Here is a 22,600-nt window from a genome sequence, read left to right on the forward strand (position 1 = left end):
CTATTTTAGGCGATAATAGGAAAATACGAAAGTCTAAGAGCAAAATAAACTTAAAGATTGACAATAGATTAATCCTTTGGCAATGGCTCTGTCTTTTGTTCTTGTTAAATTTGGTCCAGGATTTTCGATATCTTTAGGAAAAGCTTCAGTTTTTAGTTTGCCACAAGCGTTAATTGAATACGTGTTTGCTTATTTAGCAGTCGGGGTGTCAGGAATTGTCAGTTTACGTTTCAAGCAAGCTTTAAGCCAGAATGAGAAAAAACGAACGGTATTTTATTTAACCGTAGCGATTATTGTTGGGATTTTATCTCGTTACTTTTTTCATTTTATTGCTGGTATTATCTTTTGGGGAAGTTGTGCACCTAAGGGAATGAGTCCAATGGTTTATTCTTTCTTCTTAAATGGAAGTAATGCTTTATTTACTGGAATTGTGACTTGGATTGCTTTGTTCTTATTATTAAGAAAGCGGCCTAAACTATTTTTACCCGATGTACGATAATTAAAAAAGCTTGCTTGTTCCTCCCGAAGAGAAACAAGCAAGCTTTTTTAGGGTAATAATTGTCGTAAAACGAATGAATAACTTGGAGTTAAGCAGCTAAGTTTTGAATGCGTCTTAACTGATAAAATAAGTATATGATAAAAGACATGATAAAACATCCGTCTTAAGCATGATTTCTCGCTTCCAACTTTAGTAGGACACTCGCAACGGCACTGGTAGCAATACCTGCAATAATCGCTTCAGGAACACCATTAATCGCAATCACGGATAGGATTACTTTATATAATCCCCAGCCAGCACCAACCCCTTTAACTTGAGCATACGCATCTTGAAAGATAAAGAAAATAAAATTCATTACTAAAATTGTATTGACCAATGAGCCACTAACACCTGAGATGAAAAGAGCTGTTTTTTGGTTTTCTTTTTTTAGTTTATTTTTAAGAAAACGATAAACAAAGAAAGGAACAACTCCTGTTAAAATTCGTGGCAGCAAGGCAACGACCAATGCCCAAAGACTACCCGTTTCAGTTCCAATGACAGGGTAGAAAGGTGAAAAGGCAAAGGATAAAGGTGAAGGTGTAATGGTATTGACCGTGATGCTTAAAACTCCGAAAAAGAGGCCTAAAAGACCACCGATACGCGGTCCTAAGACGATCGAAGCAATAATGACGGGGATATGTAATAAGGTTGCTTTAATCACTCCTAGATTGATGAAACCAAGAGGAGTGAAAGCAAAAAGTAACATGATAGCGAAAAACATCGCAGTTAGAACTAATTGTTTGATCTTCACGATAAACCTCCTTTTTGTTAAATCAGCTCTTGAATAGCGGTGATAATATCTGAAATATCTGCAAGTGCCCCTTTGCCATAGTCACCACAAGCTAGCAGGCTTTCTTTGGGTTCAATCACTTGATAGCCATATGAAATAAGGCGATTTAAGTTAGTTTGAACGGCAGGATGTTGATACATATAAGTATTCATCGCAGGAGCAATTAATAAAGGAATATCATGAACAGCTAAGGCTGTTGTTGATAACATATCATCGGCGATACCATTTGCTATTTTACCGATAATGTTGGCAGTGGCAGGAGCGATAATGAATAAATCCGCTTGTTTGACTAAATCAATGTGGTTAATATCAGTAGGTGTTGCTTCTTCCATAACGTCGAGATGGACTTGGTTTTTTGATAAAACTTGTAGCGTCAGTGCTGGAATGATCGCAGTGCTATTTTTTGTCATAATGACTTCGACATTGTAGTTTTTCTTTTTTAGTTGGCTAATTAAATCAGCAGCTTTATACGCTGAAATACTAGCTGAGACGCCTAGTAAAACGGTCGGCATTTTAAATAACCTCTTTCCTATTTTTTATAAGTGATTGTAAACCTAAAGCAATCTCTTGTCTAGTCTTAAATCGAGCAACGACGCCCTCTTTATTTACGAGTAAAGCAGGGTGCAGGGTATCTGTAATGTTTTCTAAATCATTGGCAATAATAAAATCTGCTTGATTTTTAGTCAAACTTTGTTGGGCTACATGAATTAACTGGTCTTCTGAAACGCCTACGAGCAGCTTAAAACCGATTAATTTAGTCGTCGGTTGCCATTGTTTAATAAAATGAATGACTTTAGGTGCACGGTCTAAACAAAGAACCAGATGTTCCGAATCAGAACTCATTTTTTTGGCTTGTGGTTGCGAATGATCTCTGTTTTTAAACAAGATTGTTTTTAAGGCTGCTTCTTTTTCTCTTTGATTGAGATGATCAAAGGCTGTTAATTCAGTCGCTAAAGAGCGAACTAAATCATCCCCAGATAAAGCAAAGTTAAGCTTGTAGTCACTTACTGCCATGCTATGAATAACATAATCAATGGTTTTAGAGCTTAATAGTTGCTGCATTTGTTGTTTGAGTTCTTCCACAGAACGGATAGGAAAAAATTGGATTGCTTTTGTCGTTGTTTCAGGCAAAACAGCATTTGGACCATAAACATAAAGTAAATGGATGTCTTCATTTTTTAGTAACGTTTCAGCAATGACTTTACCTAAGCGTCCAGTTGCTTGATTGGTAAGTTGACGGACATCGTCAATTTTTTCAGCTGTACCACCAGCGGTAATTAAAATATTCATGTTAGGTACTCCTTTTTTCAAGTTGATTTAAACGAGCGAGTATCGTCTGGGCCAGTGTTTCTAATTCAATAGGGTAGCTTTTTTGAGCAAGCGTGCGTAGGCCAGGAATAAAAGCGGCTGTTTTAATTGTGAAGGCCTGTAATTTTTTAAAAGGACGATCAGAACTAGTCACTAGACCAGAATGAATAACAGTGGTAGGGTTACTTTTACTTGTTAAATATTTTTCAGCTTCCTTTTTAGCTTTTAAATAGCCAATTGGCCCAGCCGTTGCTGATAAAAAAAGATAAGGAACTTTATTTTTTTCAGCTTCATCACTGATAAGTTGATTAATCGTAACAATCACTTGATCATAGCTTTTTTGCGAAGACTCAAAAAAAATACCAATTAAATTAACACAGGCCCAGCTAGACTGAACATATTTTTTCCAAAGAGTAGAGGTCAATAAATTACAAGACACCCAAGTCATTTGTGCGGAATTCATCCAAGCGTGTTCTTTTTTAGGTTTACCATGTTGCGAAATGCTAATCACGGGTCTTTTTTGGTGGAGTGCCGCTTGGCATAAGGCTTGACCAATATAACCACTCCCACCAAAAACAACTAAAGGTTTTTGCATAAATATGAGCCTCGCTTTCGTTTTATTATGTGTCCTATTCTAACATAACTTGGACACTTGCCTAAAGGGATTGCTTAAAAGTATCAGATGACTTTAATTTATGTGAAAAACTTGATAAAATGTAACCAGTAGTTAACTAATGAAAAGAGGCCAATCATGCAAATATTATTTGTTGGAGATGTTGTTGGATCAATCGGAAGAGATGCAATTTCTTATTATTTACCAAAATTAAAAAAAGAGTACCGTCCACAGGTGACGATTATTAACGGCGAAAATGCAGCGTCAGGTAGAGGAATTACTGAAAAAATCTATAAAAAATTTTTACAAGATGGTGCAGATGTGGTCACCATGGGAAACCATACCTGGGACAATCATCAAATTTTTGAATTTATTGATACGGCTAAAAAGATGGTTCGACCAGCGAACTTTCCAGAAGCGACGACACCGGGACAAGGAATTGTGTATGTAAAAGTGAACCAATTAGAGCTAGCGGTAATCAATATGCAAGCTCGAAGTTTTATGGTCGCTTTAGATGATCCTTTTGCTAAGATGGACGAATTAGTTGCTGAAGCTCGTGAACGTACGCCGCTAATTTTTGTGGATTTTCATGGAGAAACCACAAGTGAAAAATTAGCAATGTCTTGGTATTTAGATGGTAAAGTTTCTGCAGTCATTGGAACACATACTCATGTTCAAACCAATGATGCTCGTATCTTACCCCATGGGACGGCTCATTTAACAGACGTCGGCATGACAGGGCCTTATGATGGCATCTTAGGGATGCATAAGGAAGCTGTGATTGATAAATTTAGAACGGCCTTACCTCATCGTTTTGAGGTGGTCACAGAAGGTAGAGAACAATTATCTTATTGTGTGATTGACATTGATGACAAAACAGGTAAAGCTAAAAAAATTACAGCACACGTGATTAATGCGGATCATCCGTACCGTGAATAAAGAAGGAATTGTGAAATAAATGAAGGAACAACAAAAATCAAGAGCGCCCATCTATGAAGGACAAGTCGAAAAAGAGTTGCAGGCTCTCTTACATCAATTAGAGAACCATGACAGTATTATTGCTTATCAAAAAATTGCAAAAAAAATAGAAGCGCATGAGGGCTTACAAGAATTAGTAGAAGAAATCAAACAACATCAAAAAGAAGCTGTTAGCTTTGCGCATTATGATAAACCAGAAGCTGAAAAAGTAGCGTTACGTTTAGCGGATGAAAAACAACAAGCATTTGATGAACATCCTTTAGTGATAGCGTACCGTGAGCGTCTAGTGGTAGCGAATGAGCTTTTGCAATATGTGACACAATTATTAGAACGTGAAGTGAATCTTGGACTAGAAGCTCGTTTAGAAATAGGTAAGGAGGAACAACATGCCTCAAAAAACTAAACACACTCCAATGATGGAACAATATTTAGGCATCAAAGCGCAATATCCCGATGCTTTTTTATTTTATCGTTTAGGTGATTTTTATGAAATGTTTAATGAAGATGCTGAAAAAGCAGCCCAAATTTTAGAACTAACTTTAACTTGTCGAAATAAAAATGCAGAAGATCCGATACCAATGTGTGGTGTCCCGCATCATTCCGCTCAAGGTTATATTGATACATTAGTTGAAAAAGGGTATAAAGTAGCGATTTGTGAACAAGTCGAAGATCCTAAAACAACGAAGGGCATGATTAAACGCGAAGTGGTTCAATTGATTACTCCTGGAACAAAAGTTGAAGGAAAAGAAGTCGTTGCAAAAGAAAATAATTATTTAACAGCGATTATTTATCAAGAGGGACAGTTTGGTTTTGCTTATACAGATTTGAGTACTGGTGAATTAAAAACAAGTATTTTGAAGGATGAAGAAAGTGTTTTAAATGAATGCAGTAGTTTACAAACGAAAGAAATTGTTTTAGGTAGTGAAATACCAGAAGCGTTAGAACAACAATTGGTTGCTCGTCATATTTTAATTTCTGAACAAAAAGAAATTGAAATGAATGCAGAGCTTGCTTTTTTAACAACAAGTCTAGAGGGTGAGGCCGTTAAACAAGTCACTCTTGTTTTGTTGTCGTACCTTAGTCGAACTCAGAAAAGAAGTTTGGGTCATTTGCAAGCTGCGGTATTGTATGAACCGAGTCATTTTTTAAAAATGGATTATTATTCTAAATATAATTTAGAGTTATCGCGTTCGATTCGAACCGGGGAAAAACAAGGTACGTTATTATGGCTTTTAGATGAAACAAACACAGCGATGGGTGGCCGATTGTTAAAACAGTGGTTGGATCGTCCTTTAATCCAATCCAGTCAAATTAAAGAACGTCAAGACCGCGTCGAGAGTTTATTAGCCGCTTACTTTGAACGGATGGATCTCAAAGACTATTTGAAGAAAGTCTATGATCTAGAACGTTTAGTAGGTCGAGTATCTTTTGGTAGTGTGAATGGTCGTGATTTATTACAATTAAAACAATCGTTGGATCAATTACCTTTTATGCGTGATTTGTTAACCGGGATTAATCAAGGGGAATGGACCACTCTTTTAGCGGATTTAACCCCAATTACAAGTGTTTCTGACTTGATTGGTCAGGCGATTCATGATGAGGCTCCCTTGTCAATTACGGAAGGTCAGATTATTAGAGATGACTACGATGAAACTTTAGATGGTTATCGAGATGCGATGCGCAATGGTAAGAAATGGTTGGCTGAATTAGAAGCTAAAGAACGTGAGGCTACAGGAATTAAAACGTTAAAAATTAAATTTAATCGTGTTTTTGGTTATTTTATAGAAATTACTAAAAGTAATATTGCCTCATTACCAGAAGGGCGTTATGAACGAAAACAGACATTAGCTAATGCGGAACGCTACGTGACGCCAGAACTAAAAGAGATGGAAACTTTGATTTTAGAAGCTGAAGAAAAATCACAAGAATTGGAATATCAATTGTTTGTTGTGGTGAGAGAGCAAATTAAAGCGGAAATTAAACCATTACAACGAGTTGCTAAAGCGATTGCGTCATTAGATGTGTTACAGAGTTTTGCGACAATCAGTGAACGCTATCACTACGTCCGGCCAGAATTAACGAGTGAAACGCATCAATTAGAGCTCGTAGAGGGACGTCATCCAGTGGTTGAAAAAGTGGTCGGAGCACAAGAGTATGTTCCTAACTCTGTTTACATGGATAAAGCTACAGATATTTTGTTGATTACAGGACCTAATATGTCTGGTAAAAGTACCTACATGCGTCAACTAGCGCTGATTGTCATTATGGCTCAGATGGGTTGTTTTGTTCCTTGTGAACAAGCAAAACTCCCCATCTTTGACCAGATTTTCACGCGAATTGGAGCATCTGATGATTTGATTTCAGGTCAAAGTACTTTTATGGTTGAAATGATGGAAGCCAATCAGGCGCTACAACATGCGACGCCAAATAGCTTGATTTTGTTTGATGAGTTAGGGCGTGGAACAGCAACCTATGATGGAATGGCATTAGCACAAGCGATTATCGAATATATTCACGAACACGTTAAAGCAAAAACGTTATTTTCAACGCATTATCATGAAATAACAACGTTAGAACAAAAACTAGCGGGTTTGAAAAACACACACGTTGGTGCGGTTGAAAAAGAGGGCGAGGTTGTCTTCTTACATAAAATGATGGCAGGCCCTGCTGACAAAAGTTATGGGATTCATGTGGCCAAACTAGCCGGTTTACCAGATGATTTATTAGAACGCGCCACGGTCATCTTAGACGCGCTAGAAAAAGAGCAACCGCCGTCCATTCCACTAGAAACAACTGGAAAAGGACTGGAAAAAGCAGAACAACCGACGTTAAATGAAGTCGAAGTCGCAGGTCAACTATCTTTATTTGAAGAATTATCACCGGAAGAATCTAGTGTGATTAGTGAACTCCGCTCCTTGAATATTATGGCAACGACCCCAATGGAGGCGATGAACAAATTATTAGAGTTACAAATGAAATTAAAATAAATGAAGGAAAAAGAAGAGGAGGATCTAGATGAGTAAAATAGCAGAATTATCTCAAACCTTAGCCAATCAAATTGCTGCTGGTGAAGTGGTCGAACGTCCTGCCTCGGTTGTAAAAGAGTTAGTTGAAAATGCCATTGATGCGAAGAGTACACAAATTGATATCTATTTAGAAGAAGCCGGTTTACGCAAAATTCAAGTGATTGATAATGGTGAGGGGATTGAATCTGATGATGTTTTAAACGCATTTAAGCGACATGCTACGAGTAAGATTCACACTCGAGATGATTTGTTTCGGATTCGGTCTTTAGGTTTTAGAGGCGAAGCTTTACCCAGTATTGCTTCCGTTTCAAAAGTAACGATTGAAACGTCAACAGGCAGTGGCGAGGGCACTTTTGTTTCTTTCGTTGGCGGGCAAGTGGCAGAAAACAGACCTCACTCTTTACGAAAAGGAACCAGTATTACCGTTGAAGATTTATTTTTTAATACACCGGCTCGTTTAAAGTATGTAAAAACATTACAAACAGAATTAGCAAATATTGGGGACATGGTCAATCGTTTAGCGATGAGTCACCCTAAGATTGCTTTTCGTTTAGTTCATGAGGGTCATAAAATGACAGCTACTATTGGTAATGGTGATTTACGGCAAACAATTGCGGGGATTTACGGTGTGGCGACAGCTAAAAAAATGCGTAAAGTTGAGAAAAGCGATTTGGACTTTAAAGTATCCGGATATGTTTCTTTACCCGAAGTGACTCGAGCCAGTCGGAATTATATGTCACTGATTATCAATGGTCGCTATATTAAAAATTATCTTTTAAATAAAGCGATAGTGGCTGGTTATGGCTCAAAATTAATGGTGGGACGTTTTCCGTTAGTGATCCTTCATATTGAAATGGACCCATTGTTAGTCGATGTCAATGTGCACCCGACCAAACAAGAAGTTCGCTTAAGCAAAGAAAAAGAGTTGATGACGTTGATTACTTCAAGTATTTATGAAGTCTTTCAACAAGGAAATTTAATTCCAGGAGTGAGTGATTCTTCTGCGTTTCAGCAAAAAATAAAACCAACATCAACGATAGCAGAACAATTAGCCTTGACACCAGAAGCACGAGAACCAAAGGAAGAAGTCAAAGCAAGTACTTCTTTGACGTATGATGCTCAGTCGGGAGAGTTCTATGCGGCAGAAGAGTTACCAACAGTTCGCGAAGCAGAAACACATAAAACGGAACCTTTGAGAGCTCCTTTTTCTTCACTTGAGGATGACCGCGAAAGATTGGATTTAACACCAAGTAAAGAAATCGAGTCCTCGAAAGAAACTTTTCCAGATTTGGAATATTTTGGTCAGATGCATGGGACCTATCTTTTTGCTCAAAGCGCTCAAGGTTTATATATTGTTGACCAGCATGCCGCTCAAGAACGAATTAAGTACGAGTATTTTCGTCAAAAAATTGGAGAAGTCTCGAATGATCGCCAAGAATTATTATTACCGATTGTTTTGGATTATCCGATGTCAGATTATTTGAAAATTAAAGAAAAAAAAGCAATGCTAGAAGCTGTTGGAATTCTTTTAGAGGATTTTGGTAATCGTAGTTTTATTGTTCGCTCACATCCCACGTGGTATCCAACAGGACAAGAAGAAAGCATTATTCGTGAGATGATCGATGAGGCACTCGAACAGGGCACGCTCAGTGTTGCCGAATTTAGAGAAGATACAGCGATTATGATGAGCTGTAAACAATCCATCAAAGCCAATCATCATTTAGATGTGGCGCAAGCGCGCCAATTGTTAAGTGATTTGAAAAAATGTGATAATCCCTATAACTGTCCACATGGTCGTCCAGTCTTAATTCATTTTACAAATCATGAAATGGAACGACTATTTAAACGAATTCAAGATCCACATTAAGGAGGAAATAAAGTATGAAGGTTATTTTAGCTTCTGCCTCACCCCGTCGTCAAGAGTTACTAAAAATGGTGGTTCCTAATTTTACAATTGTTCCCGCCGATATCGATGAAGAACCATTGTTAAATGAAAAACCACAAGACTACGTTGAAAGAATGGCAGAACAAAAAGCACACACCGTTTCGACTGAAAACCCTCAATCACTTGTGATTGGTTGTGACACAGTGGTAGTTTTGGACCAAATGATTTTAGGAAAACCTAAAAATCGTCAAGAAGCGCAAGCAATGTTAAAAAAATTAAGTGGAACAACGCATCAAGCAATGACGAGTTTATCGCTTAAAACACCTACTGAAAGTATCTTACACACAGAAACAGTGGCGGTTTCATTTTATGAGTTAAGTTCGGAAGACATTGAAAAATATTTAAGCTATAATGAATATCAAGATAAAGCAGGAGCCTATGGTATTCAAGGGTATGGTCGCTTATTAGTTAAAAAAATTAATGGTGATTATTATTCAGTGGTTGGATTACCCATTGGTTTTTTAAATCAATATTTTAAAACATTAACAAAGTAAGAGGGAGAGAGAAGCCATGAAAACGAACGATCAAGAATTACGTCAACGTTTAACTCCATTACAATATCAAGTCACGCAAGAACAGGGAACCGAACATCCTTTTTCTAGTGAATATGATCGCTTTGATGAAGAGGGAATCTATGTCGATATCGTGAGCGGAGAGCCCTTATTTTCATCTCAGGACAAATACGATGCTGGGTGTGGTTGGCCATCTTTTACCAAGCCGATAGCAACGTTGAAAGAGTTGGAAGACCGAAGTTTGAGTCGCTTGCGAACGGAAGTCCGAAGTCAATCAGCTGATTCCCATTTAGGCCATGTTTTCCCTGATGGTCCACAGGATAAAGGTGGCTTGAGGTATTGTATCAACGGTGCCGCTTTGCGTTTTGTCCCAGTTGTAAAGATGCGTGAAGAAGGTTATGGCCATTACTTACCTTTGTTTAGATAGTTAATAGAAGACTTATACCAAAACAATCATTGTTTTGGTATAAGTCTTTATTTTTAGCTAAAAAGCATCTTTGCTAAATGGAACGGTTAGAAAAATTTTTATATTAAAAATGAAAAAAGGCAAAAAAAAGACCTAGGCCTCTTGCCTAGGTCAAAAAAGGAGTTGTTTATTTACTTTGGAGGAGTAAATAAAATGAAAAGTTTGTTAGGGTTGTTTTGTTGGTATACTTATATAATAGAACTAAAATGTGAACAAATTGTGTTCAAATGTTTCTGGTTTTATGACTTATTTTTAAAGAAATCGTTAAATTGAAAAACATAAAAAGAATGGAGTAAAAAGATGAGTAAAAAAAAAGTCGCTCTAAGAGCTTATCAGCAAGAGGATATTCAACCGCTGTGGGAGTTAGCCTACCAAAAAGATTTGGAATGGATGAAGTGGAACGGTCCTTATTTTAACGACCCCGTTTTAACTTTAGAACAATATCAGCAAGAAGCCATGCAACATTTTGTAGAATCACCCATGGTCGCGGTGATTGAGTATGACAATCAAATCATTGGTCAAGTATTCAGCTATTGGGATGATGGAGCCTTAAAACAGTGGCTGGAGATGGGGATTTGTTTATATGATTCTCGCTACTGGGGAAATAACTTAGGGACTTTGGTTTTTAAATTATGGTTAACATACCTCTTTAAACAATTTCCTTATTTACATCGAATAGGCTTTACAACTTGGTCTGGAAACATTGGGATGATGAAGATTGGTGAAAAATTAAAAATGACGAAAGAAGCACAAATTCGACAAGTTCGTTTATATCAAGGGAATTACTATGATTCTATTCGTTATGGTATTTTAAGAGAAGAATGGGAACGAATGAAGAGTGTTTAGCTCAGCTTAAAAATATGCTATAATCAAGGGAACATGTGTACGGGAGGAAGAAAAGTGTACGAATATCTGAAAGGGATCATCACATTTGTGAGTCCATATTATATTGTTTTAGAAAACAATCAAATCGGTTATCAAATTGCAGTAGCCAATCCGTTTCGCTACTCTGCTTCTTATCAAAAAGAAGTAGTTGTTTATGTTCATCAAGTGGTGAGAGAAGACTTGCAAATGCTCTATGGTTTCTCTTCTTTAGAAGAAAAGAAACTTTTTTTGAAACTTATTAGTGTTTCGGGTATAGGGCCAAAGAGTGGGTTAGCAATTATGGCTTCAGAAGATCATGGTGGTTTAGTGAATGCCATCGAAATGGAAGACGATGCCTATTTGACGAAATTTCCAGGAGTAGGTAAAAAAACAGCTCGTCAAATGGTTCTTGATTTACAAGGGAAATTAGAGGGCTTAGAAATGAGTGAAACGGCTGTTTCTGCGATGAATAAACAAGAAAATCTTTTTGAAACACCAACAAAAGAAACGTTAAAAGAAGCGATTGAAGCATTACGTGCACTAGGCTATACAGAAAGAGAACTTAAAAAAATTATCAAAATACTAGAAAAAGAAACATTGACAACGACAGATGAGTATTTGCGTCAAGGTTTGAAATTACTAATGAAAAAATAGAGGGGGTCGCTTAAGTGTCAAATGAAAAGGAACGTCTTTTATCTGGTGAAATATCAGATCAAGGTGAAGAAGTGGTTGAAATGTCACTCCGCCCTCAATATCTATCACAATATATTGGTCAGACAAAGGTGAAAGAGGAATTAGCCATTTACATTCAAGCGGCAAAACAGCGTGCTGAGACGCTAGATCATGTTTTACTTTATGGACCACCAGGTTTGGGTAAGACGACAATGGCAATGGTGGTGGCCAATGAGATGGAAGTTTCCTTGAAAACGACAAGTGGACCTGCTATCGAGCGTCCGGGGGATTTGGTCGCCATGTTGAATGAGTTAGAGCCGGGGGATGTTTTATTTATTGATGAAATACATCGGCTTCCTCGTGTTGCTGAAGAGTTACTGTATTCAGCGATGGAAGATTTTTTTGTCGATATCGTTGTCGGGCAAGGTCCAACAGCTCATCCGGTGCATTTCCCTTTACCGCCCTTTACTCTAATTGGAGCAACAACACGTGCGGGCATGCTCTCAGCACCATTGAGAGATCGGTTTGGAATTATTTCTCATCTGCAATATTATGAGGAGGAAGATCTTAAAGAAATTGTTTTACGCTCAGCTGATATTTTTGAAACTGAAATTTTAGAAATCGGTGCGTTAGAAATTGCAAGACGGTCACGAGGGACCCCACGAATTGCGAACCGTTTATTAAAACGGGTTCGAGATGTGGCACAAGTTAAAGGTAATGGTCAGATAGATGCTCAAATTGCTGACCATGCTCTCCAGTTACTTCAAGTAGATGAAAAAGGATTGGATTATGTGGATCAAAAATTACTGAAAACCATGATTGAGATGTACCAAGGAGGCCCTGTTGGCTTATCAACGTTAGCTGTCAACATCAGTGAAGAAACTGAGACAGTTGAAGACATGTATGAGCCCTACTTAATCCAAAAAGGTTTTATTAAACGAACACCGAGAGGGCGGATGGCTACAGCATTGGCCTATGAACATCTAGGTTACGTTCAACCAGAAAACTAACCTTATCTTTTATCTTAATTGATTTTTAAATAATTAACGAGGGTTTAAAAGAGCCTTTTGAGCCTATTTTAGTTATAATGAGAGTGATAAAAGAAATAGAAAGGTGCTGGAAATAATGAAAAAAACAGGCTTAATTTTAGGTTCGCTGGGTGTTGTGTTTGGTTATGCGGTATGGAAAAAAAATCAAAAACCAAAATGGAACAAACGAATGGTTAAAGGTAAAACAAAAGAGTTAGTTGGTGATATAACTAATAACCAAGCGTTGCGTTCAGAAGGTAAGTTTGATCAAATTATTGGGACTTCGCAAGAAGTTGCGCAAGATATCGCTAATCGCACCACTCAAATTGTTGAAGAAACAGTGGAACAAACGAAGTCTTATTTGGATAAAAATAAATAATGAGTAAAAACACAAAATATTTTTTAATATTTTGTGTTTTTTTAGTCCTCTTATTTAGTTTTTTTAGAAGATCCCCATTTTTTTATTTGTTGTTGATGCCGTTGTTTTTGTTCTTGCTGCTTAGATTGTTGTCGAGGTTCTGTATAACGATAAATTTTAATTGTGGAGACCAATAAATCAAAAATAAGCAAAATTCCTAGACAAAAGAGTTGTAGGAAGAAGAGTGTGAGTCCTCTTTCAAAGTCGGGGGCTAATTCATTCAAAGGAAGTAAAGGGACGCAAAAAGAAAAAATGTTGATAATTAGCCAGATGATAGCAGCTAAAAGGATGCGACCTAAATAAGCTTCATGTGCTTCTTTAGAGAGTTTTTTTAAATTACTTTGGTTGGATAAATTATTTGAAATATTAGAGGTGGTTAGTAATAGAGAAAGTGCAGTCAGAGAAACGGGAAAATAAGAAGCAACTTTGACCTCTTTTAGATTAAAGAGAAAAAGAGCACTCATTAAAAATAAAAATAAAACAAATAATTTAAAAGGTGTGAAGATTAAGGGGATTGCTTTTTTTAAAAGAATGAAACTAGTTGCTCGATCATTGGCTGTAGTAATCAGTTCTTTTTTATGTTGGCGAATACGCAAAAGAAAAATACAAAAAAGTAAAAAGATAAAAAAAGCAATTGCTTCGAAACCAATCATTTTAAAAAACCTCCTAATAAAAAGACTTTTATTAAGTATACCAAAAATAATTAAAAGGAGCGTTTTAAAAGAGTGGTCAGAGAAAAGGAAGGAATTGGCTGAATATGTTTTTATTTTTTACTAAAGATGATAGAATACAACAGGAAGACTTTAGAGAAAAAGGTGAAAAAAGATGACATTAAGTACATCAGATTTTGATTTTGATTTGCCCGAAGAATTGATTGCTCAAACGCCCTTAAAAGACAGAGCAACTTCACGTTTATTGGTCTTAGACAAAAAAACTGGGGAAGTCTCAGATCGACATTTTTATGATATTATTGATTACCTTCACGAGGGCGATGCCTTGGTAATGAATAATACACGGGTACTGCCTGCACGTTTACATGGTGAAAAGCCAGAAACGGGAGGGCACTTAGAAGTATTGTTATTAACGAATACAGAAGGTGACAAATGGGAAACCTTGGTTAAACCTGCGAAACGTGCCAAAGTAGGCACTAAAATTTCATTTGGTGACGGACGTTTAACGGCTATTGTAACGGAAGAACTGGAACATGGTGGTCGAATAGTTGAATTTAATTATGAGGGTGTATTTTTAGAAATTTTAGAATCATTGGGTGAGATGCCTCTACCTCCTTATATTAAAGAAACACTCCAAGATAATGAGCGCTATCAAACGGTTTATGCTAAAGAAAATGGATCAGCTGCAGCACCAACTGCAGGGTTACATTTTACAGAAGAGTTATTAAAAAAAATCCAAGATAAAGGAGTCAAATTAGTTTATCTAACCTTACATGTCGGGCTAGGAACGTTCCGCCCAGTGAGTGTTGATAATGTTGAAGAACATCAAATGCATAGTGAGTTTTATGCTTTATCAGAAGAAACGGCGGCGACACTTAGAGAGGTCAAAGCAAAAGGTGGACGGATTGTTGCTGTTGGAACCACTTCAATTCGGACGTTAGAAACGATTGGGACTAAATTTAATGGTGACGTCAAAGCGGATAGTGGTTGGACTGATATCTTTATTAAACCGGGCTATCAATTTCAATTAGTCGATGCTTTTTCAACTAATTTTCATTTGCCTAAATCAACGCTAATTATGCTTGTAAGTGCATTTGCAGGTCGAGATCATGTTTTGGAAGCGTATCATCATGCAGTTGAAGAAAATTATCGCTTTTTTAGTTTTGGCGATGCTATGTTTGTAAATTAAGAAGAGGAGCTTATGAAAAATGTCAGAACCAGCTATTAAATATCGTTTGATTAAAACAGAAAAACATACAGGAGCCCGTTTAGGTGAAATCATCACACCACACGGTACTTTTCCAACGCCAATGTTTATGCCAGTAGGTACACTTGCTACGGTAAAAACAATGGCACCTGAAGAGTTAAAAGAAATGGGTGCCGGTATTATTTTGAGTAATACTTATCACTTATGGTTACGTCCTGGTCCAGATATTGTTGAAGAAGCGGGCGGTCTACACAAGTTTATGAATTGGGATCAAGGGATTTTAACCGATTCGGGTGGTTTTCAAGTGTGGTCATTAGCCGATATGCGTCAAATTGAAGAAAAGGGCGTTCATTTTAAAAATCATTTAAATGGTTCTAAAATGTTTTTATCGCCAGAAAAAGCGATTCAGATTCAAAACCAATTAGGCCCAGATATTATGATGAGTTTTGATGAGTGTCCACCATTCTATGAAAGTCATGATTACGTCAAACGTTCGATTGAAAGAACATCACGTTGGGCAGAGCGTGGCTTAAAAGCTCATAAAAACCCTAATACTCAAGGTTTATTTGGTATTATTCAAGGAGCGGGTTATAAAGATTTACGTCAACAAAGTGCTCGTGATTTAGTAGCGATGGATTTTCCAGGTTATTCAATTGGGGGACTATCTGTTGGAGAAACAAAACAAGAAATGAATGAGATGTTAGAATACACAACTCCTCTTATTCCAGATCATAAACCTCGTTATTTGATGGGAGTAGGAACGGCAGACTCACTAATTGATGGTGTCATTCGTGGGATTGATATGTTCGACTGTGTTTTACCAACGCGGATTGCTCGTAATGGAACGTGCATGACGAGTAAAGGACGTTTAGTCGTTAAAAATGCGAAATACGCGAATGATTTTCGTCCGTTAGATGAAAAATGTGATTGCTATACTTGTCGCAATTATTCACGTGCGTATATTCGTCATCTTATTAAGTGTGAGGAAACATTTGGTATGCGTTTAACGTCGTATCATAATTTATACTTCTTACAAGATGTAATGCGTCAAGTGCGTCAAGCGATTATGGATGACAATTTACTTGAGTTTAGAGAAGCCTTTTTTGAAGAGTATGGATTTAATGAAAAAAATGCGAAGAATTTTTAAAATTATACTAAATAAACTAGTGTAATGGACTAAAATTTGTTACAGTGTTTAGTGTAGATAAGAGAGAATAGAGGTGGAAAAGAATGGGCCAAATGGGTAGTTTATTACTTCCTATCATTGTTTTAGGTGGAATGATGTTTTTTATGACACGTACACAAAAGAAACAACAAAAACAACGCCAAGAATTACTAAATAGTATGCATCCTGGTGATAATGTTGTGACAATTGGTGGATTATACGGTGTCATTAGCGAAGTTAATACAGATAAAGGTACAATCACGTTAGATTGTGAAGGGATCTTTTTAGAATTTGAACGAGGTGCAATTAAAACAGTGATACCTTCTTCAACAGTAACTGAAGCACCAATCGAAGAAGAAGTTGTTGAAGTTATTGAAGAAGAAGCAACAAACGAAAAAGATGCAGAATAATTCAGGACAAGCTGTCAGCCCTGTTCAAAGAGACTAACCTTTTAGAGGTCAGTCTCTTTTTTTATTTTAAAATAAAAAAAGGACTTCTTGTAAAACACGAGTTATTAAATAACATCTAAAAAACTAAGACAATGAAAGCGGTTTAGAAAAAACGAAATAAATAAAAAATATTTTTTATTTATTTTCACTTAGCGCGTCAATCTTTTTTTACAAAAATTGTGGCTATTTTATTAAAAAATTAAGAAATTCTTTGTGAAAACGTATTCTTTTATCTTTTAGTGAAAAAAATCACAAAAGGACTTTACAAACGCTCTGAAAAAGGTTATATTCAATTTGTGAAATACATAACGAACAACGGAGGGATACGATGGCTAAAGATAATAAAGTAAAAAAAGACGTGGCTAATGTACAAGATTCGATTAATGAAATGGTGAGCAAAGGGCAAGTTGCATTGCAAGAACTAAAGAAATTTAATCAAGAAGAAATAGATACAATTGTTCACCAAATGGCAATGGCTGCTTTAGACAAACACATGCCGTTAGCTAAGATGGCAGTGGAAGAAACAGGCCGTGGGATTTATGAAGATAAAGCAATAAAAAATATGTTTGCTTCTGAAAGTATTTGGAACAGCATTAAATATAACAAAACAGTTGGTGTCATTAATGAAGATGAGCAAAAAGGAATTATGGAAATTGCTGACCCAGTTGGTGTAGTTTGTGGTGTGACCCCAACGACAAACCCAACGTCAACGACTATTTTTAAAGCAATTATCTCGTTAAAAACAAGAAACCCAATTATTTTCGCGTTTCACCCAAGCGCTCAAAGATGTTCAGTTGAAGCAGCTCGTATCGTTAGAGATGCTGCAATTGAAGCAGGTGCACCAAAAGATTGTATTCAATGGATTGAAAAACCTTCATTGGAAGCAACCAATGCACTAATGAATCACGATGGCGTTGCTATTGTTTTAGCAACAGGTGGTTCAGCGATGGTTAAGGCAGCTTATTCAACCGGTAAACCAGCATTAGGTGTTGGGCCAGGGAATACGCCAGCTTATATTGAAAAATCGGCAAAAATTAAACGTGCCGTAAATGACTTGATTGTTTCTAAGTCATTTGATAATGGAATGATTTGTGCTTCTGAACAAGGAATTATTGTGGATAAAGAAATTTACGATGACGTTAAAGCTGAGTTTGAAGCTCATCAAGTTTACATTGTAAAACCTGAAGAAATTGAAAAATTAGAAGGCACAGTAATGAACGAAGCTAAAACAGCAGTAAATCCTAAAATTGTAGGCCACTCAGCTGTTTCAATCGCTAAAGAAGCTGGTATTAATGTTCCAGAAGGAACTAAAATTTTAATTGCTGAATTAGAAGGCGTTGGCGAAAATTATCCTTTATCAAGAGAAAAATTATCTCCTGTTTTAGCAATGTTTAAATCAAACAGTCGCGAACATGGTTTAGAATTATGTGAGAAAATGTTAAAACTAAATGGTGAAGGACATACAGCTGTACTTCATTCAGAAGATGAAGATTTACATTTAGCATTTGGTATTCGTATGAACGCATGTCGTATTTTAATCAATAGTCCGGCAGCACAAGGTGGTATCGGTGATATTTATAACGAAATGATCCCTTCACTAACATTAGGTTGTGGTTCATATGGTAAAAACTCAGTTTCTAAAAATGTAACGTCAATTAATCTGATTAATACAAAAACATTAACGAAACGGAGAAATAATATGCAATGGTTTAAATTACCTGAAAAAATCTATTTTGAAAAGAACTCAATTCAATATTTACAAAAAATGGCAGATGTCGAACGCGTCTTCATCGTTTGTGACCCGGGAATGGTTCAATTTGGTTATGCAGATAAAGTCATCCGTGAATTATACAAACGTAGTAATAAAGTTGTCTTCGAAATGTTCTCAGATGTTGAGCCTAACCCATCAACGAATACAGTTGATGCAGGAACAGCGAAAATGAGAGAATTCCAACCTGATACGATTATTGCTATCGGTGGTGGATCAGCAATGGATGCGGCGAAGGGGATGTGGTTGTTCTATGAACACCCAGAAACAGACTTCTTCGGAGCAAAACAAAAATTCTTAGATATTCGTAAACGTGCGTATCGTTTGCCAGTCGCTAATAAAGCTAAAATGGTATGTATCCCAACAACATCAGGAACTGGTGCTGAAGTGACACCATTTGCAGTTATTACTGATAGTGCAACTCATGTTAAGTACCCGTTAGCAGACTATGCGTTAACACCAGATGTGGCAATTATCGATGTTCAATTCGTTATGAGTGTACCAGCATCAGTAACAGCCGACACTGGGATGGACGTTTTAACTCATGCGATAGAGTCTTATGTATCCGTAATGGCATCAGACTATACAAGAGGCTTAAGTTTACAAGCCATTCGTTTAGTTTTCGATTATTTAGAAGACTCAGTGAAACGCCCGAATTTAGAAAATAGAGAGAAAATGCATAATGCATCAACAATGGCTGGGATGGCATTCGCGAACGCATTCTTAGGAATTAGTCACTCGATTGCACATAAAATCGGAGGCGAATATGATATTCCACATGGTCGTACGAACGCAATCCTGTTACCACACGTTATTCGTTACAATGCTAAAGATCCATCAAAACATGCGATTTTCCCTAAATATGATTTCTTTAGAGCAGACACAGATTATGCAGATATCGCTCGCTTCTTAGGATTAAAAGGCAATACAACCGCTGAATTGGTTGAAGCATTAGCTGTCGCTGTTAATGATTTAGGTAAACGTTGTGGTATTGAAATGAATCTTAAAGCTCAAAACTTAACGCAAGAAAAATTAAATAGTACTGTTGACCGTATGGCTGAATTAGCCTATGAAGATCAATGTACAACAGCTAATCCAAAAGAACCATTGATTAGTGAATTGAAACAAATTATTCTTGATGCCTACGAAGATTAAAAACGTTACATCAAAATAAAATAAAAAAGGAACATACCAACCCCCTTGGATATGTTCCTTTTTTTATTTTTCTTAAGGTTTCTTTTTTTATTAAATGTATAGTAGGAAACATGGCATCTCATAGCAAATAATGCTAAAATGTAACTTGTGTATCTAATTTATTAAGTTAACCGAGGTGGAAAGGTGAAAAAATTTAATTCAAGTAAAAATATTATCATAGACTTAATTATTGTCATTGCGATTGTAGCTTTAGTCAGTGTAAGTGCCATGCAACGCGATAAGAACAAAGCTAGTTTACCAGGACAATCACAAGTAAATAGTGCTGTAACTACCATTGATCATATCCTTTTGGCACCTGTTAAAGGAGTCGAAAATAGCGTCAAAGCGGTAGTTAATTTATTCAGTACGTATACAGAAAATGATCGTTTGAAAAAAAGAATAGATCATAATGCGATGTTGGAAACCGAAATCGCTAACTATAAGCGTGAGAACGAAAAATTAAAAGAGCAATTAAAATTAACGTCAACGTTATCTAACTATGATGTGGTCAATGCTAGTGTGGTGAATCGTTCACCGGATACTTGGCAAGATGTTTTAATTCTTAACAAAGGACAAGCGGACGGTATTGAAGTTAATATGGCTGTAATGGGGGACAAAGGATTAATTGGTCGTGTCATTATTGCAGAAAAGCACAGTGCTAAAGTAGAATTACTAACGACGGTTAACCAAAATACGAATCATTTTCCAGTGATGATTGCTGCTGAGGGAAGTACTGCAGCCTACGGTTTGATGAATGCGTACAATAGTAAAACACATACATTAACTGTTTCTCAGTTGACAACAACTAAAGACATCAAAAAAGGGGACCGCGTATCAACTTCTGGATTAGGAAGTAACTCACCTAAGGGATTATTGGTGGGTGAAGTGAAAGAAATCAAAAAAAGTAAGACAGGCTTGCATGACGAAGTTTTAGTCACACCAATTGCTGACATTTATGATATCACGACAGTGACCGTGATAAAGAAATTGGCAGGTAACGAGTAATGAAAGAAAGACAACAGTTTATTCCTTATATTATGCCTTTTTGTTTTTTCTTTTTAATGTTAATTGATGGTCACATTAGCAATGCGATCCTTTCAATGATGAGTGTTCCGATGGCTTTTACGTGTAACTTACTATTAATGGTAATGATGTTTGCCACTTTTCAACTTAATAAAACGTATATGGTTTTTTGGGCAGCTGTGATGGGATTATTATATGATTCTTATTATTATAATGTCATTGGGATTAATTTATTGTTGTTCCCACTGCTTGTTTTATTGATGTATTTCGTTTTTGAACGGGTGATTCCTAGTACATTGACCATTATTTTAAGTTTTATTGTTTTTGTGACGTGCCTTTCATTAGGTCGGATATTATTGTTAACATTATTTGATTTGACCGATACAACAATTCTAGATGTCTTCACACGAACGTTAGCACCGACTTTAATTTTAAATTTAATTTTAATTTTGATTTTTGTCATCCCGTTAAAGAAGGCATTTAACGTTAAAAAATAATGATTCTAACCATTGAAACATGATTGTAACATTCTCATTATATGGCTGACATGTGACTATGATACAATCATTTTGTCGTAAGAAATATGAATGAATTAAAAAAAATGATCCTTGGAGGAAGAATACGTGAAAAAGAAAGTCCTATCGGCAATTTTAATTAGTACTATTACATTATCTGCAGCAGCTCTTCCTATGATGGCTAGCGCAGAGACGGTTGATAATAAAGTAGAAGTTCAAGACAAGAAAATTGTTGAATTGAAAGCTAAAGAAGATACAGCAGCAAAAGAATTAGCCTCTATTCAAAATTCAATCGCTTCTATTAAAGAAGAAGCAACAGCTCTACAAACAGAGCAAGCTTCATTAGGTAAAGAAATTACGAAATTATCAAAAGAAATTACGGACTTAGAACAACGCATTGCAAAGCGTGATGCATCAATCAAAGAACAAGCTCGTTCAGTTCAGGTAGATTCATCAAGTTCTAATATTTTAGATTTAGTTGTAGAATCAGATTCAGTTTCTGATGCTGTTACTCGTGTAGTAGCTGCTTCAAAATTAGTAAATGCTAATAATGATTTGATGCAACAACAAAAAGAAGACAAAGAAGCTGTAGCAACTAAAAAAGCACAAACAGAAGCAAAAGCAGCGACTCTTCAAGAAAATGCCGTGACTTTAGAAGCTAAAAAAGGTGAATTAGAAGATCAACAATTAGCTCAAACAATTGTTGTTAGTGGAATTTCAGCTGAAAAAGCAACTGAACAAGGTAAAAAAGAACAATTCTTAAAAGAAAAGGCAGATGCTGAGAAAAAACGTGCCGTTCAAAAGGCAGCGGTAGCGACAACTCAAAAAACGGCTGAAAAATTAAATAAAGAAGAAAAAGCACCTGTTAACAATTCAGTACAACCAGCTCAACAACAACCGGCACAAGAGCAACCAGCTCAACAACAACCGGTACAAGAACAACCAGCTCAACAACAACCGGCACAAGAACAACCAGCTCAGCAACAACCGGCACAAGAGCAACCAGCTCAACAACAACCGGCGCAAGAGCAACCATCTCAACCACAAGAACAAGCACCTTCAAGACCAGCGGCTAATAGCGGTTCAATAGTAGCTGAAGCTTACAAACATATTGGTAAACCATATGTTTGGGGAGCAAAAGGACCAGCATCATTTGACTGTTCAGGATTTACATCTTATGTTTTCCGTCAAGCAGCAGGTAAAGAAATTGGTGGTTGGACAGTTCCTCAAGAAAGTGCGGGAACTCGTATTTCATTAAGCCAATTACAAGCAGGAGATTTAGTATTCTGGGGTGGAGCAGGAGCAACACATCACGTAGGTATCTATGTTGGTGGCGGTCAATATATCCATGCACCAGCACCAGGACAAGGCGTGACAGTTCAAAGTATGTCAGCTTGGTCACCAGACTTTGGTGTTCGTGTTAACTAAAAAATTCGTAAAGACTAGTTAG

General features: G+C 36.6%; 23 protein-coding genes. 18 read left to right on the forward strand and 5 right to left on the reverse strand.

Going from position 1 to position 22,600, the window contains the following annotated elements; all coding sequences use genetic code 11:
* The first annotated feature begins 82 nt into the window (after window positions 1–82).
* Window positions 83–499, forward strand: a complete 417-nt coding sequence (thiT, locus tag ACTJFD_RS02050; RefSeq protein WP_442259769.1) for an energy-coupled thiamine transporter ThiT — start codon at window positions 83–85, stop codon at window positions 497–499.
* A 163-nt stretch (window positions 500–662) separates the two neighbouring features.
* Here thiT and ACTJFD_RS02055 read toward each other — a convergent pair whose 3' ends face one another.
* From ACTJFD_RS02055 to ACTJFD_RS02070, 4 genes are read right to left on the reverse strand one after another with little or no spacing between them, the layout of a single operon-like run.
* Window positions 663–1,292: an ECF transporter S component gene (locus ACTJFD_RS02055; protein ID WP_442259770.1), complete on the reverse strand. Its 630-nt coding sequence runs from the start codon at window positions 1,290–1,292 to the stop codon at window positions 663–665.
* 14 nt (window positions 1,293–1,306) lie between these two features.
* Window positions 1,307–1,840 (reverse strand): phosphopantothenoylcysteine decarboxylase, encoded by a 534-nt coding sequence (gene coaC / locus ACTJFD_RS02060; protein WP_442259393.1) that lies wholly within the window; start codon window positions 1,838–1,840, stop codon window positions 1,307–1,309.
* Window position 1,841: 1 nt separating this feature from the next.
* On the reverse strand, window positions 1,842–2,618 hold the full coding sequence (locus ACTJFD_RS02065) for a phosphopantothenoylcysteine decarboxylase domain-containing protein (protein WP_442259394.1): 777 nt from the start codon (window positions 2,616–2,618) through the stop codon (window positions 1,842–1,844).
* Between the two features lies 1 nt (window position 2,619).
* Window positions 2,620–3,231: an NAD-dependent epimerase/dehydratase family protein gene (locus ACTJFD_RS02070; protein WP_442259395.1), complete on the reverse strand. Its 612-nt coding sequence runs from the start codon at window positions 3,229–3,231 to the stop codon at window positions 2,620–2,622.
* A 156-nt stretch (window positions 3,232–3,387) separates the two neighbouring features.
* Between ACTJFD_RS02070 and ACTJFD_RS02075 the strand changes: the two genes are divergently transcribed.
* The 10 genes from ACTJFD_RS02075 (at window position 3,388) to ACTJFD_RS02120 (ending at window position 13,119) form a co-directional block, all read left to right on the forward strand.
* Window positions 3,388–4,188 carry a TIGR00282 family metallophosphoesterase gene (locus ACTJFD_RS02075; protein ID WP_442259396.1) on the forward strand — a complete coding sequence of 267 codons (801 nt, stop codon included), beginning with the start codon at window positions 3,388–3,390 and terminating at the stop codon, window positions 4,186–4,188.
* A gap of 19 nt (window positions 4,189–4,207) precedes the next feature.
* Window positions 4,208–4,630, forward strand: a complete 423-nt coding sequence (locus ACTJFD_RS02080; RefSeq protein ID WP_442259397.1) for a YlbF family regulator — start codon at window positions 4,208–4,210, stop codon at window positions 4,628–4,630.
* Window positions 4,614–7,214 (forward strand): DNA mismatch repair protein MutS, encoded by a 2,601-nt coding sequence (gene mutS / locus ACTJFD_RS02085; RefSeq protein WP_442259398.1) that lies wholly within the window; start codon window positions 4,614–4,616, stop codon window positions 7,212–7,214. Before ACTJFD_RS02080 ends, mutS begins: the two co-directional genes overlap by 17 nt.
* A gap of 28 nt (window positions 7,215–7,242) precedes the next feature.
* Window positions 7,243–9,120 (forward strand): DNA mismatch repair endonuclease MutL, encoded by a 1,878-nt coding sequence (mutL, locus tag ACTJFD_RS02090; RefSeq protein ID WP_442259399.1) that lies wholly within the window; start codon window positions 7,243–7,245, stop codon window positions 9,118–9,120.
* Window positions 9,121–9,134: 14 nt separating this feature from the next.
* The gene (locus tag ACTJFD_RS02095; protein WP_442259400.1) at window positions 9,135–9,692 is read left to right on the forward strand and encodes a Maf family protein; all 558 of its coding nucleotides are present in this window, start codon (window positions 9,135–9,137) and stop codon (window positions 9,690–9,692) included.
* 16 nt (window positions 9,693–9,708) lie between these two features.
* Window positions 9,709–10,137 (forward strand): peptide-methionine (R)-S-oxide reductase MsrB, encoded by a 429-nt coding sequence (gene msrB / locus ACTJFD_RS02100; protein WP_442259401.1) that lies wholly within the window; start codon window positions 9,709–9,711, stop codon window positions 10,135–10,137.
* Window positions 10,138–10,476: 339 nt separating this feature from the next.
* Complete coding sequence (locus ACTJFD_RS02105; protein ID WP_442259402.1) at window positions 10,477–11,022, forward strand: GNAT family N-acetyltransferase; 546 nt, start codon at window positions 10,477–10,479, stop codon at window positions 11,020–11,022.
* 54 nt (window positions 11,023–11,076) lie between these two features.
* Window positions 11,077–11,694, forward strand: a complete 618-nt coding sequence (ruvA, locus tag ACTJFD_RS02110; protein WP_442259403.1) for a Holliday junction branch migration protein RuvA — start codon at window positions 11,077–11,079, stop codon at window positions 11,692–11,694.
* Between the two features lie 14 nt (window positions 11,695–11,708).
* A complete protein-coding gene (ruvB, locus tag ACTJFD_RS02115; protein ID WP_442259404.1) occupies window positions 11,709–12,722 on the forward strand; it encodes a Holliday junction branch migration DNA helicase RuvB in 1,014 nt (337 codons plus the stop codon).
* 115 nt (window positions 12,723–12,837) lie between these two features.
* Window positions 12,838–13,119, forward strand: coding sequence for a hypothetical protein (locus tag ACTJFD_RS02120; RefSeq protein ID WP_442259405.1), 282 nt, complete (start codon window positions 12,838–12,840; stop codon window positions 13,117–13,119).
* A 50-nt stretch (window positions 13,120–13,169) separates the two neighbouring features.
* On the opposite strand, the gene ACTJFD_RS02125 is transcribed toward ACTJFD_RS02120, so the two are convergent.
* On the reverse strand, window positions 13,170–13,811 hold the full coding sequence (locus ACTJFD_RS02125; RefSeq protein WP_442259406.1) for a hypothetical protein: 642 nt from the start codon (window positions 13,809–13,811) through the stop codon (window positions 13,170–13,172).
* Window positions 13,812–13,983: 172 nt separating this feature from the next.
* Between ACTJFD_RS02125 and queA the strand changes: the two genes are divergently transcribed.
* From queA to ACTJFD_RS02160, 7 genes are all read left to right on the forward strand, one after another.
* A complete protein-coding gene (gene queA / locus ACTJFD_RS02130) occupies window positions 13,984–15,018 on the forward strand; it encodes a tRNA preQ1(34) S-adenosylmethionine ribosyltransferase-isomerase QueA (RefSeq protein WP_442259407.1) in 1,035 nt (344 codons plus the stop codon).
* 19 nt (window positions 15,019–15,037) lie between these two features.
* Complete coding sequence (gene tgt / locus ACTJFD_RS02135; RefSeq protein ID WP_442259408.1) at window positions 15,038–16,183, forward strand: tRNA guanosine(34) transglycosylase Tgt; 1,146 nt, start codon at window positions 15,038–15,040, stop codon at window positions 16,181–16,183.
* 92 nt (window positions 16,184–16,275) lie between these two features.
* Window positions 16,276–16,611 (forward strand): preprotein translocase subunit YajC, encoded by a 336-nt coding sequence (yajC, locus tag ACTJFD_RS02140; RefSeq protein WP_442259771.1) that lies wholly within the window; start codon window positions 16,276–16,278, stop codon window positions 16,609–16,611.
* A 367-nt stretch (window positions 16,612–16,978) separates the two neighbouring features.
* Entirely contained in the window at window positions 16,979–19,573 is a 2,595-nt protein-coding gene (gene adhE / locus ACTJFD_RS02145; RefSeq protein WP_442259409.1) for a bifunctional acetaldehyde-CoA/alcohol dehydrogenase, read from the forward strand.
* Window positions 19,574–19,756: 183 nt separating this feature from the next.
* Window positions 19,757–20,617 carry a rod shape-determining protein MreC gene (gene mreC, locus ACTJFD_RS02150; protein ID WP_442259410.1) on the forward strand — a complete coding sequence of 287 codons (861 nt, stop codon included), beginning with the start codon at window positions 19,757–19,759 and terminating at the stop codon, window positions 20,615–20,617.
* A complete protein-coding gene (gene mreD, locus ACTJFD_RS02155; protein WP_442259411.1) occupies window positions 20,617–21,132 on the forward strand; it encodes a rod shape-determining protein MreD in 516 nt (171 codons plus the stop codon). Before mreC ends, mreD begins: the two co-directional genes overlap by 1 nt.
* 126 nt (window positions 21,133–21,258) lie before the next feature.
* A complete protein-coding gene (locus ACTJFD_RS02160) occupies window positions 21,259–22,578 on the forward strand; it encodes a C40 family peptidase (RefSeq protein WP_442259412.1) in 1,320 nt (439 codons plus the stop codon).
* The last annotated feature ends 22 nt before the right edge of the window (window positions 22,579–22,600 follow it).

It is taken from the genome of Vagococcus sp. (genome assembly GCF_052102835.1).
Classification (GTDB): Bacteria; Bacillota; Bacilli; order Lactobacillales; family Vagococcaceae; genus Vagococcus.